The following is a 16220-nucleotide window of genomic DNA, read 5'->3' as shown; positions in this document are numbered from 1 at the left end:
TAAATACAGGGTTGATGGCTATGGTGTTTTTTCCTGCAGGGACGCGGTTCCGCATTCAGTTATTAAGGGTCTGTATTTGTCTGGCGATAAGTTCTGCGATGCCGGCTTTTGCCGACGACGGCATACAGTTTAATACCGACGTGTTAGACGTGAATGACCGGAAAAATATCGACCTGAGCCAGTTCTCCCGCAGTGGTTACATGATGCCGGGCGCATATAGCCTGGCGGTGCACATCAATAAAAATGAGTTGCCGGAGCAGAACGTCCCTTTCTATCCGCCGGATGACGATCCGAAAGGCAGCATGGCCTGCCTGTCACCGGAATTGGTCGGGCAACTGGGATTAAAGGATGAGGCAACGAAAGGGCTGCGTTGGTGGCATCAGAACGAATGTCTGGATATCGCCAGCCTGAAAGGGATGGAAGCCCGCGGCGACCTGGCCACAGCGGCGCTGTACCTGAGCATTCCGCAGGCTTACCTGGAATATTCTTCGGCGGACTGGGACCCGCCGTCGCGCTGGGATGAGGGCATTCCGGGGCTGTTGTTTGATTACAACCTCAACGGCCAGACTCAGCGTCAGCAGCGTGATGGCGTTCAGAGTTATAGCCTGAGCGGTAACGGCACCGCCGGCGCCAACCTGGGGGCCTGGCGGCTGCGCGCCGACTGGCAGGGGCAGCTCAACCGGCAGACCGGCAATGGACAGGGTACCGACCAGCAACTGGACTGGAGCCGCTACTATCTTTACCGGGCGCTGCCGTCGCTGCGCTCAAAGTTGACGCTGGGGGAGGATTACCTGAATTCCGGCCTGTTCGACAGCTTCCGTTTTACCGGTGCCAGCCTGGTGTCGGACGACAACATGCTGCCGCCGAACCTGCGCGGCTATGCGCCGGAAGTGGTGGGCATGGCCAAGACCAATGCCAAGGTGACCATCAGCCAGCAGGGCCGGGTGATTTACGAGACCCAGGTGGCAGCGGGGCCGTTCCGCATCCAGGACATCAACGATGCGGTGTCCGGCGAGCTGGACGTGCGGGTAGAGGAACAGGACGGCAGCGTGCAGGCGTTCACCATGAACACCTCCAGTATCCCGTACCTGACGCGCCCGGGGTCGGTGCGTTTCAAGGCGGCGGTGGGGCGGCCGTCCGACTGGCAGCACCATACCAACGGCCCGCTGTTCGGCACCGGGGAGTTTTCCTGGGGGGTGAGCAACGGCTGGTCGCTGTACGGCGGTGCCTTGGGCGGCGGCGATTACAACGCGGCGTCACTGGGTATCGGCCGTGACCTGATGGCGCTGGGCGCGCTGTCGTTTGACGCCACTCAGTCGCGGGCGCGTTTACCGCAGCAGGCCGGCACGCTGAGCGGCGGCTCGTACCGGCTGAGCTACTCGAAGAGCTTTGACGAGCTGGACAGCCAGGTGACCTTCGCCGGCTACCGCTTCTCGGAACAAGACTTTATGAGCATGAGCGAGTACCTGGACGCGCGCCATGAGGGCCGCCGGGTGGGCAATAGCAAGGAGATGTACACCATCACCTTCAACCAGCAGTTCCGGGATGCGGGGGTTAGTTTGTACCTGAACTACGACCACCAGACCTACTGGGATCGGCCGGTGAATGACCGTTACAGCCTGACGCTGTCGCGTTATTTCGACATTGGCCGCTTCAAGAACCTGAGCCTGTCGTTGTCGGCCTACCGCAACAAGTACAACGAGACCAAAGACGACGGCATGTACCTGTCGCTGTCGATGCCGTGGGGCAATGGCGGCAACGTCAGTTACAACACCACGGTGAACCGGAACGACACCACCCACCGGGTGGGCTATTACGACCGGATTGACGAAAACAACAACTACCAACTGGCCATGGGCACCTCACGCAGCGGCGCCAACGCCAGCGGGTATTACAACCACAGCGGCGACATGGCCCGTCTGAGCGCCAACGCCAGCTATCAGGAAGGCCGTTACAGTGCGGTCGGTTTCTCCGCCCAGGGCGGGGCGACCCTGACGGCAGAAGGCGGTGCGCTGCACCGGGGCGGGGTGGCCGGCGGCACGCGCATGCTGCTCGATACCGAGGGCGTGGCCGGTGTGCCGGTGCGCGGCTACGGCGCCACCTCGAAAACCAACGCCTGGGGCAAGGCGGTGGTGGCGGACGTGAACAGCTATTACCGCAACAAGGCCAGCATTGATTTGAACAAGCTGGGCGATAACGCCGAGGCCACCAAGTCGGTGGTGCAGGCCACCCTGACCGAAGGGGCGATTGGTTACCGTAAGTTTGGGGTGATTGCCGGTGAAAAAGCCATGGCGGTCATCAAACTGGCGGACGGCAGCACCCCGCCGTTCGGCGCCACGGTGACGAACGGCCGCAAGCAGGAGACCGGCATTGTCAACGACGGCGGCAGCGTCTACCTGAGCGGCATTAACGCCGGTGACAGTATGACGGTGCACTGGAACGGGGCGGCGCAGTGTGAAGTGCGCCTGCCGACGCCGCTGCCGGCGGATATGATGAGCAGCCTGCTGCTGCCTTGCACCCCGCTTACGGGGGCTGATACCTCAACAGGACCCGAGGCGACGCGGTAAAAGGAACGACATGGCCCGCCGATGCGCCGCCCCGACACGAACCGAAGACGGATAACGTCATGATGAATTATGGAGTCAAGCAAATGAAACGTAATAACACCCTGAAGACGACGGCCATCGCCGTCGCCCTGCTGGGCGCCGCGGTGGCCCAGCAGGCTCAGGCCGCGATTGCCCTGGACCGTACCCGAGTGATTTTTGACGGCGATCAGAACTCGGTCAGCCTGAACATCAGTAACCAGAACAAACAGTTGCCGTACCTGGCGCAGGCCTGGCTGGAAGACGAACAGGGCAACAAAATGCAGAGCCCGCTGGTGGTCTTGCCGCCGGTGCAACGCGTGGAGCCGGGCAAGCCGAGCCAGGTGAAAATCCAGGCGCTGCCGGCGGCCAGGCAACTGCCGCAGGACCGCGAGACGCTGTACTACTTCAACCTGCGTGAAATCCCGCCGAAGAGCGACAAGCCGAACACGCTGCAGATTGCCTTACAGACCCGTATCAAGCTGTTCTACCGCCCGGCGGCGATAGCCGTGCAGAAGAATACCGACCCGGCGCAAGAGCAACTGACGCTGACCAAACAGGGCGACAAGTACGTGGTGAACAACCCGACGCCGTACTACGTGACCATCGTGGACGCGAGCAGCAAAAAAGACGGCGCCGGCGTGAAGGGCTTTGAGCCGTTCATGGTGCCGCCGAAGGGCAACGTGCCGCTGACGGTGAGTGCCGCCAGCGTGGGCAGCGCCCCGGTGCTGACCTACATCAACGATTACGGCGGCCGTCCGCAGTTGACCTTCAGCTGCAGCGGCAGCAACTGCAAGGTGGTGCCGGAGAAAAAGGCATCGTAAGCGACACCCTAAACGGATAACGGCCCGCTAGGCAGAACGTTGCAAGAGCAGAATGTCGGGAGAACAAAACATGGCAGGGAAAACACATAAACACAGGGAGTCGGCATTCTGGCTCAGTGAGTTGCGCTACTACGGTACCCTGAGTGCGCTGGCGATGATGGTGCCGGTGACGCTGGGCACGGTGCTGATGTTGCTGCCGCCGTCGCACGCCGCCGATAACTGGGAGATGGACGGGGCCAACGGCACGCTGTATGTGCATGGCGCGCTGACCGAAAGCGCCTGTCGGCTGGAGATGAGCAGCGCCCATCAGGACATCTGGCTGGGCGAGACCGGCACGGCACGCCTGGAAGCCCTGGGCGCCCAGGGTACGCCGGTGGCCTTTGAGCTGCGGCTGAAAGATTGCCTGCGTACCCCGGCCGGCCTGCGTGACAGCCGCACCGGCGCGCTGACCTGGGCCTCTAATCAGCCGGCGGTGAGCGTGAGCTTCCGCGCGCCGTCGGACATGGACAGCCCGCAGCTGGTGAAGGCGCAGGGCGTTTCCGGGCTGGGGCTGCGCCTGCTGGACAGCCGCGGCAAGGACGTGCGCCTGGGCAGCCGCGGCGAGCCGCTGTTCCTGACGCCGGGCCAGAGCAGCCTGACCTATACGGTGACCCCGGAGCGTACCAAAGCGCCGCTGGTCGCTGGTGCCTACCGCGCGGCGGTGGATTTTCAGCTGAGTTATGACTGAGGTGACGGCCGTGAGGGTTATGAAGCGTGTGGTGGTCGGGGGCATGTGTCTGTCGGCGGTAATGCTGCTCTCTGCGGTGAAGGCGGTTGCCGATACCGCCATAGTGACGATAAAGGTCACTGTGATCGTCCCTCCCCCCTGCATCATCAACGGTGACCGGGTGATAGACGTGGATTTTGGCAGTGACGTGGTGACCAGCAGGGTGGATGGCACCAACTACCTCAAGACGGTGGATTACACCCTGGTGTGCCAGGGCAATACCTCCAATGCCATGAAACTGCAGATACAGGGAATCCCGACGGCCTTCGACAGCAGCGCGCTGCAGACCAACATGGCGGATTTGGGCATTGCCCTGAAGGCCAACGGCAGTGCGCTGACGGTCAATGACTGGGTGAACTTTACCTACCCGAACAAACCGCTGCTGCAGGCGGTGCCGGTGAAGAAGGCGGGCGTGACGCTGACGGGTGGGGATTTTAGTGCGGGCGCCACGTTGCTGGTGCATTACCAATGAGGGAGGGCAATATGGCAAGGCAGACGGGCAGAATGTTGGTTCTGGCAGGGGGGATGCTGTTGTCCCCCTGGCTGGCTGCCGCGGAGAACATGACCTTTCATGGCACCCTGATTGAGAACCCACCCTGCACCATCAACGGCGGGGAGCCGGTGGAGATTGACTTTGGCGAGGTAGGGGTCAACAAGGTTGACGGCCAAAACTACGCCCAGACCTTCACGATAATCTACGACTGCGAGGGCACCAGCACTGACAAGGTGTTGCGTTACCTGGGGGCGGCCACCGCGTTCGACACGGCGGCGGTGCAAAGCAATATTGCGGACTTTGGCATTCAGTTGCGCAGCCAGTCGAATGACGGCGCTCTCACGGGGTTTGTTGTGGGCACCACGCTCCCTATCCCGTCTTATCTGGGGTCATCCACCTTTGTGGCTACGCCGGTGAAGAAGGCGGGCGCTGAGTTGTCGGAAGGGGCTTTTACCTCGGCGGCAACGCTGCAGCTGGAATATCCGTAGGAGAAAGGGATGAGCATGAACAACGCGATGCGCACCGTGCTAATCGGCCTCAGCGTGGGTAGTTTACTGAATGCGGCACTGGCCGCCACCAACCCGCAGGTCAACGTGTTGTACCGCGGCAGCCTGGTGGCAGAGCCCTGCACCCTGATGCCGGAGGATGAAAGCATCCTGCTGGACTTCGGCACGGTGATAGACAAATACCTGTACCTGAATACCCGAACCCACAGCAAGCCGTTCCAGCTGCACCTGATTGATTGTGACACCCGCCTGGGCAAGACGGTGAAAATGACCTTCAGCGGCACGGAAAGCGTCGCGCTGCCGGGGCTGCTGGCGCTGGACGGCAGCAGTGAGGCCAAAGGCGTCGCCATCGGCCTGGAAACTCAGGACGGCCAGGCGCTGGCGTTAAACCAGCAAAGCCGCGGGAATGAAATCGGCGACGGTAACAACACCCTCACGCTGCAGGCCTATGTCAAAGGAGAGCCGGAAGCCATAAAGAACAAGGCTATCGAACAGGGCATGTTCACCGCGGTGGCGACCTTTAGTCTGGAGTATGAGTGAGGCGATTGCATCGCTGCATGCGTTTTTTGACCTGGGTGGATTTGAAACACACCCGGATAAAACGTAACTCGGGAAGCGTGAAAAGGGCGTTGACTGGCTGGGTATCCGGTATTCCCCGCTGGGGCCCCAAATAGCCCCGAGAGTATGAGAGAACCATCGGGAACATTGCGCGCGGCTTTATGAGCAAGCTCTAAGTCGGAAGCTGTCGCAGACGGAGGCCGAACGCAGGGTGCGTGCCTATAAAGCCCGATGGATGAACTGGGCAAACCGAGTGTTTGTGCCAGAAATGGGAGTGTTGCCGGATTAATTGATGGTACAAATTATGCGCATTATACTATTAGCATTTATCACTTATTTACTACCTTACCCCCATACGGCGGAGGCTGTTCGCTTTCCAGTCATGACGAACGTTGAGATCACAGCCTGCCAGTCGTCATGGGTAGAATGTTCTTCCAAAGTGTATTACTCCGGGACTAGCGATATCTTCGACATTGGCGTTCCAACCGCCCGTCCGACAGTGGGCGTTACCAAAGTGGAAGCCGTCGGGGTGCACTGTTCATGGGGGGACGCGGCTTCGGGTGTGCCGTTTAGCAATTGCACTTGGGCGACTTCTGGGCACGCACCTAGCACCACCAATTGCAACATCGTTGCCGGTAGCAACTGGGTGCTCACTGCAGACTCCACGTGCAATATCTCGGCCGTCTGGGGTACTCACTCAGGGGCCGGGCCCGGTGGCGAATGCGTAGTGTTCGGGATCCGCCTTAGTACTACAGCGGTACTGACACCGCAGGGGATCTTGGATCCGCTCACCGCAGCGAACGCGGGCAATAGCATTTGCATCAAACCACTGCCTCCATCGACTGTTTGTGAAGTCTACCTACCTCTCGTTATAGACCACGGAACAATAGTGCCAGGGACTCGGGACACAACATATATCGACGGTCTGGTAAACTGTGGTGAATCACCTGCGGTAAGCGTGGTTGGCCTTACGGACCTAACCTTAGCACCTGGCATCTCGACCAAGATCTCTACGTCGATGAGTTCCAAAACCGACCTGCGCATTCAATCCGATATGAATGTAACGTCGAGTGCAGTGCCCGGAGACTATTCTGCGTCCATTATCGTGGCTGTGTCTCCGTACTAAGTCGCGAGTGTGTAATTGATATTGTTACTGTACTGAGGTGTGATGATAACTACGGTTTGGCCGGCTCATTGTTGAATTTGCAATGCGGTCCACATATCCGATCTGCATTTGTGTTAATTACAAAAAAATTTCGATGACAAAATAAATCCGTGGCAAGGATGCTGAAATGGGGTTGTGTGACACAAAGCGTGTGTGGGGACGCTCTATTATCTGCTGGTCGGTAGTGTGTGATTACTGCAGAGTGAATCATGGAGCATGAACTGTTATTTAAATATTTAGCTTAAATTCAGCTGGGGCCTTAAAGGATGGTCTTTCTGTCTTTGGATATCTATTTCGATTGTACAGATGTTTTCTGGTGTTTCGTTGCCATTGATTAATGTGGTTGGGTTAGTTCGGTGTTTTAAAAAAAGGTAGTGTCAATGTTGACAGATAAAATACTATTTTTTAGTCTGAATATACTTCTGCTTTCAGGTACGGGTTACTACATCATTAATCAGGGGGCGAGCGGATTGTCGCTCCCGGTTAATACGTTGCTGTGGGGCGTGATGGCGCTGCTGGTTTTATTCATCAGCTTTCGTGTTGCTCCAGGGAAATATTTCGTCACCACTGTAGCCTTGCTGTTATTTATTAGTGGCATTGCGGTACTGGCTATTCCGCTTATTTATGCCGAACCTGCCGGGCTGCCTCGCGCCGGCTGGCGGGTGGCGGCCCTGTTTGCCGGCGCTGTGTTTTATTTCGCCTGGCTACAGGTGCGTTTGTCGCACGCGCTGCGTCAGGGGCTGTGGCTGGTGTTGCTGTTGGCGGTGGCCGCGCAGGCGGCGCTGGCGCTGGTGCAGCTGTTCGCCCCTGACTGGGCTTGGGTGCCGTTACGCGGTCATCGGGTGTACGGCGTCTTCCAGCAACCCAACGTGCTGGCGAGCTTTATGGCCACCGGGCTGGCGCTGGCGCTGATGCTGTTTCTGCTGCCGGGTTTTACCCTGCGCCAGGCGCGGTATGAGCACTGTCGCCAGGCCTTTCTGGGCGCGCTGTTGCTGGTGCTGCCGGCGCTGCTGGTGTGGATACAGTCCCGCGTCGGCTGGCTGGGGGGCGCGCTGGTTGCCCTATTGTTTCTCTGGCGCTTTGGCGCGCTATTCCCTGCTCGCTGTAAACAGGCTGCCCTGCTGCTGGTTGCCGGGGGGCTGATAGGCGTGGTCGGCATGCTGTGGGCCGGGCCGGAAGGTGGATTGGGTTACCTCAGCCACGACGGCTCCAACCAGGCACGCTGGACCATGCTGCGCGACACTCTGCGCATGATTGCCGAGAAGCCGCTGTTGGGTTGGGGTTATGGCGGCTTTGAATACCAGTTCCTGCATTTTCGCATTAACCAGACGCCGCCGACGGTGGTGACCGAGATTGCCAACCATCCGCACAACGAGATGTTGCTGTGGTGGGTAGAGGGCGGCCTGGTGGCGTTGCTGGGGATGGGGTTGATCATCGTCGGCGGTCTCCGGCTGGTGTGCCGTGCCTGGCATCAGGACCGGCAGGCGTTTATCGACGGGCGGCGGTGTGCCGGCGAGCCGACGGCGCTGTGTTTTGTGCTGCTGCCGATGGCGCTGCACACCCAGCTGGAGTACCCGTTTTACCTGTCGGCACTGCATTTTATGGTGTTCCTGATGGTGCTGGCCACACTGGAACGTCAGGTCAGCGGTGTGATGGGGCGCCGGCCCCTGCCGGTATCAATGGGCGTAATGCTCCGCACTCTGCTGCCTGTGGCGTCCGCTGGGGTTGTGGTGTTGATGGTGTTCGCCCTGCTGGGTGGCCTGACGCTCACCCGCGCCGAGCGTGCCGGGCTGATGGATATCACGGCGGTCAGGGCCATGCCTGGCCTGTCGGCCTGGGTACATCAGGATCGCAAGGGGTTCGATGAGCAGGTCCATGCATTGCTGTTATTCAACCAAACCCAGGATCAGGCATTGCTATCCGGCTATGCCCAATGGGCCAACGGCTATTTGAAAAAACATATCGATAGAAATGTGTACGCCAGTTTGTATTTGATATTGAAGCATCAGGGGAAAAACACGCAGGCTGAAAGGCTACGCCGGGAAGCATTGGCATTTTTTCCTGATGATCCGCGCTTTATGTAAACAGGAGTAAGTATTTAACGGGAGAGATAATGGAAAGAAAAATAAGAATAGCAATCATGGATACCAATAGATTTTTCGTAGAGGGGCTAAAGTTTGCTTTGTTGGAGTATTTCTCTTTACGGGGGACGAATGTTGAATTTCAGGAGGGGGTAAATAACGGCAACTCAGTTGATCTGGTTTTAAATTCTCTGACTGAACCTGAGAATGTCGCCTATTGTGATACGGCACAGCCTGAGGTGGGTTTCCGTCCGTTGTATATCTCAGTGCGGAAAAAAAAACACACTCAAGCGCGGCGCAAGAATGCTTGCGCCCGGGAAGTGGGTGTTTTAGACAGCCAGGCCAGCATTAAGACACTCTTTCACCTGCTCGATGAGAAACTGTGGAGAAAGACATACGTCAACATGATGCCTCAACCTTGTCAGTTTTGTCTGGGAAGACAACTCAGCAGCAGGGAGACCGAGGTCATCTCTTATCTTCGGTTGGGGCTTAACCAAACGCAAACCGCAAAATTTATGCATCTGAGTGTGAAAACCGTTCATTCGCACAAGCGGTCAGTAATGCAGAAGTTAAACTTTATGCGCAGGAGTGAACTGTACAGTTGGCTTCTGAGAATATGAAGTTCTTCAGTTAGATATACATTATATATAAATGGATTTTTATGTTTATTTTTTTGCTCATCTTTTTAACCGGGTTAAGTATTTTTTCATTTTGGAAACACTATAAAATTATGAAGGAAAGGAATTTTATGAGGGTTAATAAGAAGCGCTCGCTGGGCATATCCCCCAGGCGTGGGTTGCGATAACGCTTAGATTTTATAGATAGTGCAGTATGTTTTTTAGGGGGCTGCTATGCCCCTGGTATATTGAATGCCCATCATCTTATTTTGTTTTTTATTGTTAACTGCACATCAATCGCATTACGGTTAAGAGTGTCGATGTATTTATTCTCCCCCCTTTGTTCTTTTCTCCCTTTACCCCTCTCTTTTGAATCTGGCTATAAAGACTGTAATTAATGTTTTGTAGCAACCCATAGTGATTGCTTGATTGTCTATAGATGCCATTGCCGGCCGCTGGGGCATAGACAACGTATCGCTGATAGGTATTTTCGTCTGGTGCTGCTACAGAATGTTGTGGGTTAACACTGGGTATAGCGTCAGCGTTAGTCATCAATAACGGGGTATATCTCGTCTTTATTGGCAGCGAGAACACATACCTTGTGTTTTTGTAGAAGGGGGATGTTCGTACAGGCTGATTTTTATGGGTAACCCAAGGTAAAAAAACCGGCAGGCGTGTTGCCTGCCGGGTTGCTGTTACTCTTCTACTCCCGGTTTATGGTTAACACCTATCGATTGAATTTGCGCAGCAGCGCCGTACACCCAGTTATTTTGCAGATGGCCGTAGTTGTATCCCACGAAACCGCCGTAAACCTGGCCGGCATTGCTTGCGAGCCTGTCAATTCTGCCGCTGGCAGAGGACTGCAGGATTTTCCAGGTATTCAACCCCACCAAACCGCCGAGGAAGGCATTGGTACCGCCACTGACAGCGCCATAGGCAGAGGAAGAGGCGATGGTGCCATTATTTTGGCCTACCAGGCCACCGACACGGCTGCTATTGCCCCCTCTGACGTTGCCGTTTGCCCAGGATGACGTGATTTTGCCTTGTGGGGTGTTATCGCTGAGCCCAACCAGCCCGCCCACCAGGCTATTTGCGCCTGCGCTAACGTTCGCTCTGCTACTGGCGGAGACGATTTCTCCATTGTTAAACCCAACCAGGCCACCTGTGTAGCTGTTATCGCCCGCAGAAACGTAGCCATTGGCATAGGAATTGCGGATCACACCGCCATTATTGGCGCCTGCCAGCCCACCAACGCGGCCGTTTGCCCCGGCGGTCACGCTTCCGGTTGAATTGGAGTTTTCAATGGTGCCTTGGTCGTTATTGCCAACCAGCCCGCCGTTATGGGTGCCGTACAGATCGCTGACCATACCTGCCGCGGAAACATTGGTTAATCTCCCCGCGATGTTATGCCCCACCAAACCACCGCTGGTTGTGCTGCCGGTAGCCACGACTTTACCGGTTGCCCGCGAGTTCATAATCACGCCGGTATCATTAACGCCGACCAGTCCGCCAACATTGCCGGCTTTGCCTGCTGAAACCGCCCCATAGGCATAAGTATTGTTCAGCGTCCCATTGGCGTTATGGCCGACTAACCCGCCAACATTGCCGGTGGCACCTGCAGCAACATTCCCATAGGCATAAGCATTGGTGAGCGTCCCACTGGCGTTATGGCCCACCAGGCCACCAACGCTCGCTTTGTTTGCGCCGGTAACCTGAGCATAGGCGCTTGCATTCATAATGGTACCGCCGTCGTTGGTCCCCACAATGCCGCCAACCTGGCTATTATCCCCGCCGGTAGTGGTGCCTTTGGATTGGACGTTCGTCAGGGCGCCAAAACTGTTCTGCCCAACCAGCCCGCCAATAGCACGGCCGCCGATATCCGTTACCTTGCCGCCTGACCAGGCATTCAGCACCTTACCGCTTAAATTCCACCCGACCAATCCGCCGGCCGCGCTTGCCCCGGTGCTGTTGACATCTCCGCGGGCGTTGGAATTGATAATATCGCTCAGGTTAAGCCCCACCAATCCGCCGACATAGCTCCCTTTATTGCCTGTAACCTGGCTTTCAGAGACGGCGTTGACGATGCTGCCGTTGCTATAACCTACCAGGCCGCCCACGCTCAGGTTAGCCCCGGAGGTGGCGACGGTGCCTCGGCTGGTCGAGTTGGCAATCACGCCGCCGTCGTTAACGCCGGCTAAACCGCCCACGCCGCCCACATTGGCGCTGTCATGCATTGTCCCCTTAACAGTGGCATCAGCCAGACTATTAATGACTTTAGCTTCTAGCCCAAGGTTGCTGCCGACCAGGCCGCCGATGGCCAGAGTGTTGCCATTACCGGCGATGGTGCCTGAAACCTTTGCGCCAGATATTGTGCCGTTATCGTTAACGCCCACCAGGCCGCCCACCTGCGAACCATTATTTACCTTGATGTCGTTGGCTTGAATATTGGTAATGCTGCCCTGGTTCAGGCCGACCAGAGAACCCACTTTGGCACCGCTGCCGGTACTGTTAACCGTAAGGGAAGTCAGCTTCATATTGCTGATGCTGCCCGTTGAAACGCCAAATAACCCCACATTAGGCCCGGCGTGAGTGATGGTTAAACCACTGACGGTATTCCCAAGGCCATCTAAGGTGCCGCTGAATGCGCTGTCTTTACCGATCGGCGCAAAGTTGCCATTCCCGGCGATTTTATTCCCCAGTACATAGCGGCCTTTCAGATCGCGGTTAACGTTTTGCAGCAGCTCCGCGGTTTGGATCACCTGATAAGCATTGCCATTGGCGTTGAAGGCTGCATTTTTGCCCGAAAGGGTAACGGCTGCCTTGTCTGCGAGGGTATAACCTGTGCCAGAGTTCAAGGTTAAGCCACTCTTTGCGCCGCTCAGCGTGATGTTGTCGTTCAGGTTGATATTTTGCTTGGTGTCGATCACGACCCTGGCGTTGTCGCCGGTAGCGGTTAAGGCTTTATTGATATTGATCGATGAATTCTCAGCCTTCAGCGTTAATGCGTTACCGCTATTCCAGGTAACGGCATCAGACACGGAAAGCGATCCTTGGGTGCTTGCCAGCTCGATATTGGTGTTAGCCAGGTTATTGGCGAGGGTTGCACCTTCCACTGTCCCTGAAACGGAAGATGAGAAAGGCGAGTTGTTAATGACTATGCCGCCGTTAATGGTTCCACCGGATGCAACCGAAGAATTGATAATAACGTTGCCATTAATGGTACCGCCGGAATTGATGGATCCGCCCGGTCCCACTGAAGAGCCAATGACGGTGCCGCCATTGATTGAACCGCCCGCGCCTACCGAAGAGCCAATGACGATGCCGCCATTGATGGAGCCGCCGGAGTTGATGGAACCACCGGAACCCACTGAAGAGCCAATGACAACACCGCCGTTAATTGAACCGCCGGAGTTGATGGATCCGCCCGAGCTAATGCCGTTACCGTTATTGGAAGACGGCGTTGAGGTGACGTCAACATTGGCGGTACTGAGTTTCCAGTTTCCGGTAACGCCCTTAGCCGCACGCGTGGTAATTTGCGCCGCGTTTTGTACCTTCACCGTCGCGCCGCGGGTTTCGATCAGGCCACCGTTGCCCGCCGCCGCACTGGCGTCCATGCGCCCGTCAACATTCACTATGCCGTTATTGCCGCCATCCAACAGGATGCGCCCGGCCTGGTTGTTCAGCGTGGTGGCTTCAATGTTACCCTGGTTGTTCACCACGTTCTGCAGCACATTGCTGGCCGCTTTGGCGGTCATCAGCACCTGGCCGCCGTCGGCTTTCAGCAAGCCGCCGTTTTGCACCAGCGCATTCACCGCCGCGCCGTCTACCTGCAGGTTCAGCAGCTTGTCGCCGTCGAAGTTCAGCGTGATGTCATCGCCGGCACCCAGCGCGATGCTACCCATCTTCGCCTGAATAATGCCCTGGTTGTCGACGCGGGCGCCCAGCAGCGCCACGCTGCCTGACTGGGCGGCGGTCAGGGTACCCTCGTTACGCACTTCCGCCTGGGATTGGCCGACGAAGCGGTTTTTCCCCGCCAGGAAATCGTCGTTGCTGATGTCACGCGTCGAGGCCACCAACCCACCGACGTTCACCTGGGCGTTCTTGCCGAACACCACGCCGTTCGGGTTCACCAGGAACACTTTGCCGTTGGCGTCGATTTTCCCCTGGATATCGCTGCCATTAACACCCACGACACGGTTCAGCGCCACCGAGTTGCTGCCCGGCTGGTTGAACTTCACGCCTTCATTGGCGCCGACGCTGAAACCGTCCCACTGCGTGATCAGCTTGTCGCTTTGCTGATTGATGGTCATCTGCTGGCCGTTAGTAGAGACAGAGCCCTGGCCGGCAACGATATTCTGCCCGGTCGGCAGGGCATAGGCAGGCTCCAACGCCGCCAGGCCCAGCAGCGACAGCGCCACCGCCAGCCGGCGCTTGCTGCTGCGTTTGCCGCGGCGGCTGCTGTTTTCGCTGACCACGTTCCAGCACTCTTGTGCGGGGTTCCATACCAATGCGTAGATTTTATTCATTATTATTTCCTTGTTTAATAAAGCGCTGCTTCCCGAGCAGTGCGGGTTTCAGTCCAGACAATCAAAAATTCCAGGATGTCTGGAGCCAAACTCTGGGTGTATGCGTGGGGGGGGCGGCCGTGTTTTCTTGTGCGATTGGCCATGCCGTGGTGAGGTTGATTTGCTGTTGGCGGCCAAACCACGTGATACCGGCTCCGACGGATGTCAGGCGGGCGGTGTTATTCTCGGCTGACCAAGGGTGTTTATTGATCCGGACTGCACCCTGATCGAAAAAGGTGCTCAATTGCCAGCCGGGCATTACGGCGTAGCGAAGCTCTGTGCTGAGCTGGATGCCTTCATCGCCGTTGCCGCTGCCGGCGTCATAAGCCCGGACGCCATAAGGGCCGCCCAGGCTGAATTTTTCCGAGGAGTCCAAATTGCTTGATGCCCATTGCGCATTGATTTGCGTCATCCACTGGAAACGATCCCCGAGGTTTTGCAGACGCAGCGCATTAATATTGACTTTGCTAAAGCGCCCCAACGTCTTGGCGCTGTATTCATCCCAGAGGCGATCCTGCTCATCGCCGATATTTAATCTTCCTAACCCATAGCTGATAGACAGCGCGCTTTGCCCGCCACCGAACCAGCGATCCTGATTATTGAGGTTCAGGGCTAAGGTGGTTAAACCGACATTTTTCTTACTGCGCTTTTCAAACAGGTCGATATCGTCGCGCAGCGTCTTGTCTTCATACTGCAGTTGCACCGACAGGTTAAACAGGCGCGCGCGAATGACCGGGTAGGAAGCATATACACTGGTAATCTCTGCTCGCCCATGGGCGTCAAGCACGGCAAAATCTTCCCCCAGGCGATAGCTCATCCGCGAATAGGCGGCGCCAACGCGAACCGGGCCGGCATTCACCGGAAGGTCGTAGGCTGCACGGTAATATTGTTGATGCTTATTACTGCCCAACAGGCGCAAGCTTGCCTGGTCACCGAGGCCAAGCGGGTTATTCAGAGAGATATTGCCCCCGAGCCGATATTCCCCGGTATAACGATCGCCGAAGTTGTCGGCCGTTAGAGATCCATTGAATAAGGGGGCCGGAGCGGCGTCCACCAGCAAGTCAGCCGTTCCGGGTTGGCCGCCGGGGCGCAAGGTGTTGTTAACCTCAATGCCGGGAATGTCGCTTAACAGCAATAACCCGCGCTCAAGCGCGGCATCCGAGATCACCTCGCCGCTTTTTATCCCGGCGAAAGCGTTTTGCAGCAGGTTTGCGCTAACGCGCGTGCGGTTATTCAGGTGCAGTTTGCCAAAGTGCCCTTCGACAATGCGGATACGGATCCACCCCTCAGTGACATCTTGTTTGGGTAAATAAGCCTTGGCCAAGACGTAACCCTTCTCCTGGTAATAGCGCGTGATAACCTGAGCGGCATCCTGGAGATCTCGCAGCGAGAGCTTTCTGCCGTTAAAAATTTTCAGCTTATTAAGCAAGTCTGATGTTTTTAAAACGCTATTGCCTTCAATGTAAAATCCATGAACGAGTATTTTAGGTACGTTATTATCCCCGTGGTTTATATTTTCCCCATGAGTGCTTTTTAATTTAGGGGTTAACTCTGCCGGGGCCGGCAAGGTTGGGCGCTCATGTTCAATATCGCGCATAACCTGGCCGGCATTAGGGATGGCCGAGAGGGATTCGTGCGATAGTAAAATTATCGCCAAGGCTAAATAAGTTCTTTTCATAGGGCAGGGTGCTTATTTTTTAATTGTGATTGCTAAAAACGTAATCATTCCGCTGTGTTGAACTGGGGTGCAATAATGGCCTATACAAAATATCAGTAAGCCATTCGGTTAAAAATAGTAAGTTAAAAAGTTAGAAACAAAGGGGGTTATGGCCGGAAAAGAGATCGGGTGCAGATTTTTATGCTGTCAAACGGTCAGTGGGGCGGTTTTTATTTGATGGGATATATAAAGCATGTATTTATAATTTGATATTAATGACGTATATACAGTTGAAGTATGATTGTTTACAGGTTATTTAGTGATATTGCCATTTCAGACACTATTTTTAATTTCCCCAAGGTCATAAGCACGCTGTTAAGCGAGAGAGGATGTCTCTGCGTCCGCA

At 56.3% G+C, this 16220-nt stretch carries 10 protein-coding genes; 8 read left to right on the top strand and 2 right to left on the bottom strand.

Annotated elements, in window-relative coordinates:
• Positions 1 to 20: 20 nt before the first annotated feature.
• From D4100_RS20915 to D4100_RS20880, 8 genes are all read left to right on the top strand, one after another.
• A complete protein-coding gene (locus D4100_RS20915; RefSeq protein ID WP_119805167.1) occupies positions 21 to 2567 on the top strand; it encodes an outer membrane usher protein in 2547 nt (848 codons plus the stop codon).
• An 83-nt stretch (positions 2568 to 2650) separates the two neighbouring features.
• Complete coding sequence (locus tag D4100_RS20910) at positions 2651 to 3406, top strand: fimbria/pilus periplasmic chaperone (RefSeq protein WP_119805166.1); 756 nt, start codon at positions 2651 to 2653, stop codon at positions 3404 to 3406.
• Between the two features lie 70 nt (positions 3407 to 3476).
• On the top strand, positions 3477 to 4133 hold the full coding sequence (locus tag D4100_RS20905; protein ID WP_119805165.1) for a fimbrial protein: 657 nt from the start codon (positions 3477 to 3479) through the stop codon (positions 4131 to 4133).
• 10 nt (positions 4134 to 4143) lie between these two features.
• Positions 4144 to 4644 (top strand): fimbrial protein, encoded by a 501-nt coding sequence (locus D4100_RS20900; protein ID WP_119805192.1) that lies wholly within the window; start codon positions 4144 to 4146, stop codon positions 4642 to 4644.
• Positions 4645 to 4655: 11 nt separating this feature from the next.
• Positions 4656 to 5153, top strand: coding sequence for a fimbrial protein (locus D4100_RS20895; protein WP_119805164.1), 498 nt, complete (start codon positions 4656 to 4658; stop codon positions 5151 to 5153).
• A 9-nt stretch (positions 5154 to 5162) separates the two neighbouring features.
• The gene (locus tag D4100_RS20890) at positions 5163 to 5711 is read left to right on the top strand and encodes a fimbrial protein (protein WP_119805163.1); all 549 of its coding nucleotides are present in this window, start codon (positions 5163 to 5165) and stop codon (positions 5709 to 5711) included.
• 1563 nt (positions 5712 to 7274) lie between these two features.
• On the top strand, positions 7275 to 8978 hold the full coding sequence (locus D4100_RS20885) for a PglL family O-oligosaccharyltransferase (protein ID WP_119805162.1): 1704 nt from the start codon (positions 7275 to 7277) through the stop codon (positions 8976 to 8978).
• Between the two features lie 29 nt (positions 8979 to 9007).
• A complete protein-coding gene (locus D4100_RS20880; protein WP_119805161.1) occupies positions 9008 to 9595 on the top strand; it encodes a response regulator transcription factor in 588 nt (195 codons plus the stop codon).
• A 692-nt stretch (positions 9596 to 10287) separates the two neighbouring features.
• On the opposite strand, the gene D4100_RS20875 is transcribed toward D4100_RS20880, so the two are convergent.
• Both D4100_RS20875 and D4100_RS20870 read right to left on the bottom strand, forming a co-directional pair.
• Positions 10288 to 14118, bottom strand: a complete 3831-nt coding sequence (locus D4100_RS20875; RefSeq protein WP_119805160.1) for a two-partner secretion domain-containing protein — start codon at positions 14116 to 14118, stop codon at positions 10288 to 10290.
• A gap of 61 nt (positions 14119 to 14179) precedes the next feature.
• Positions 14180 to 15835: a ShlB/FhaC/HecB family hemolysin secretion/activation protein gene (locus tag D4100_RS20870; protein ID WP_119805159.1), complete on the bottom strand. Its 1656-nt coding sequence runs from the start codon at positions 15833 to 15835 to the stop codon at positions 14180 to 14182.
• Between the last annotated feature and the right edge of the window lie 385 nt (positions 15836 to 16220).

The sequence above is a fragment of the Serratia inhibens genome, from assembly GCF_003591175.1.
GTDB lineage: Bacteria > Pseudomonadota > Gammaproteobacteria > Enterobacterales > Enterobacteriaceae > Serratia > Serratia inhibens.
This window is presented reverse-complemented; position numbering and strand designations above follow the sequence as displayed.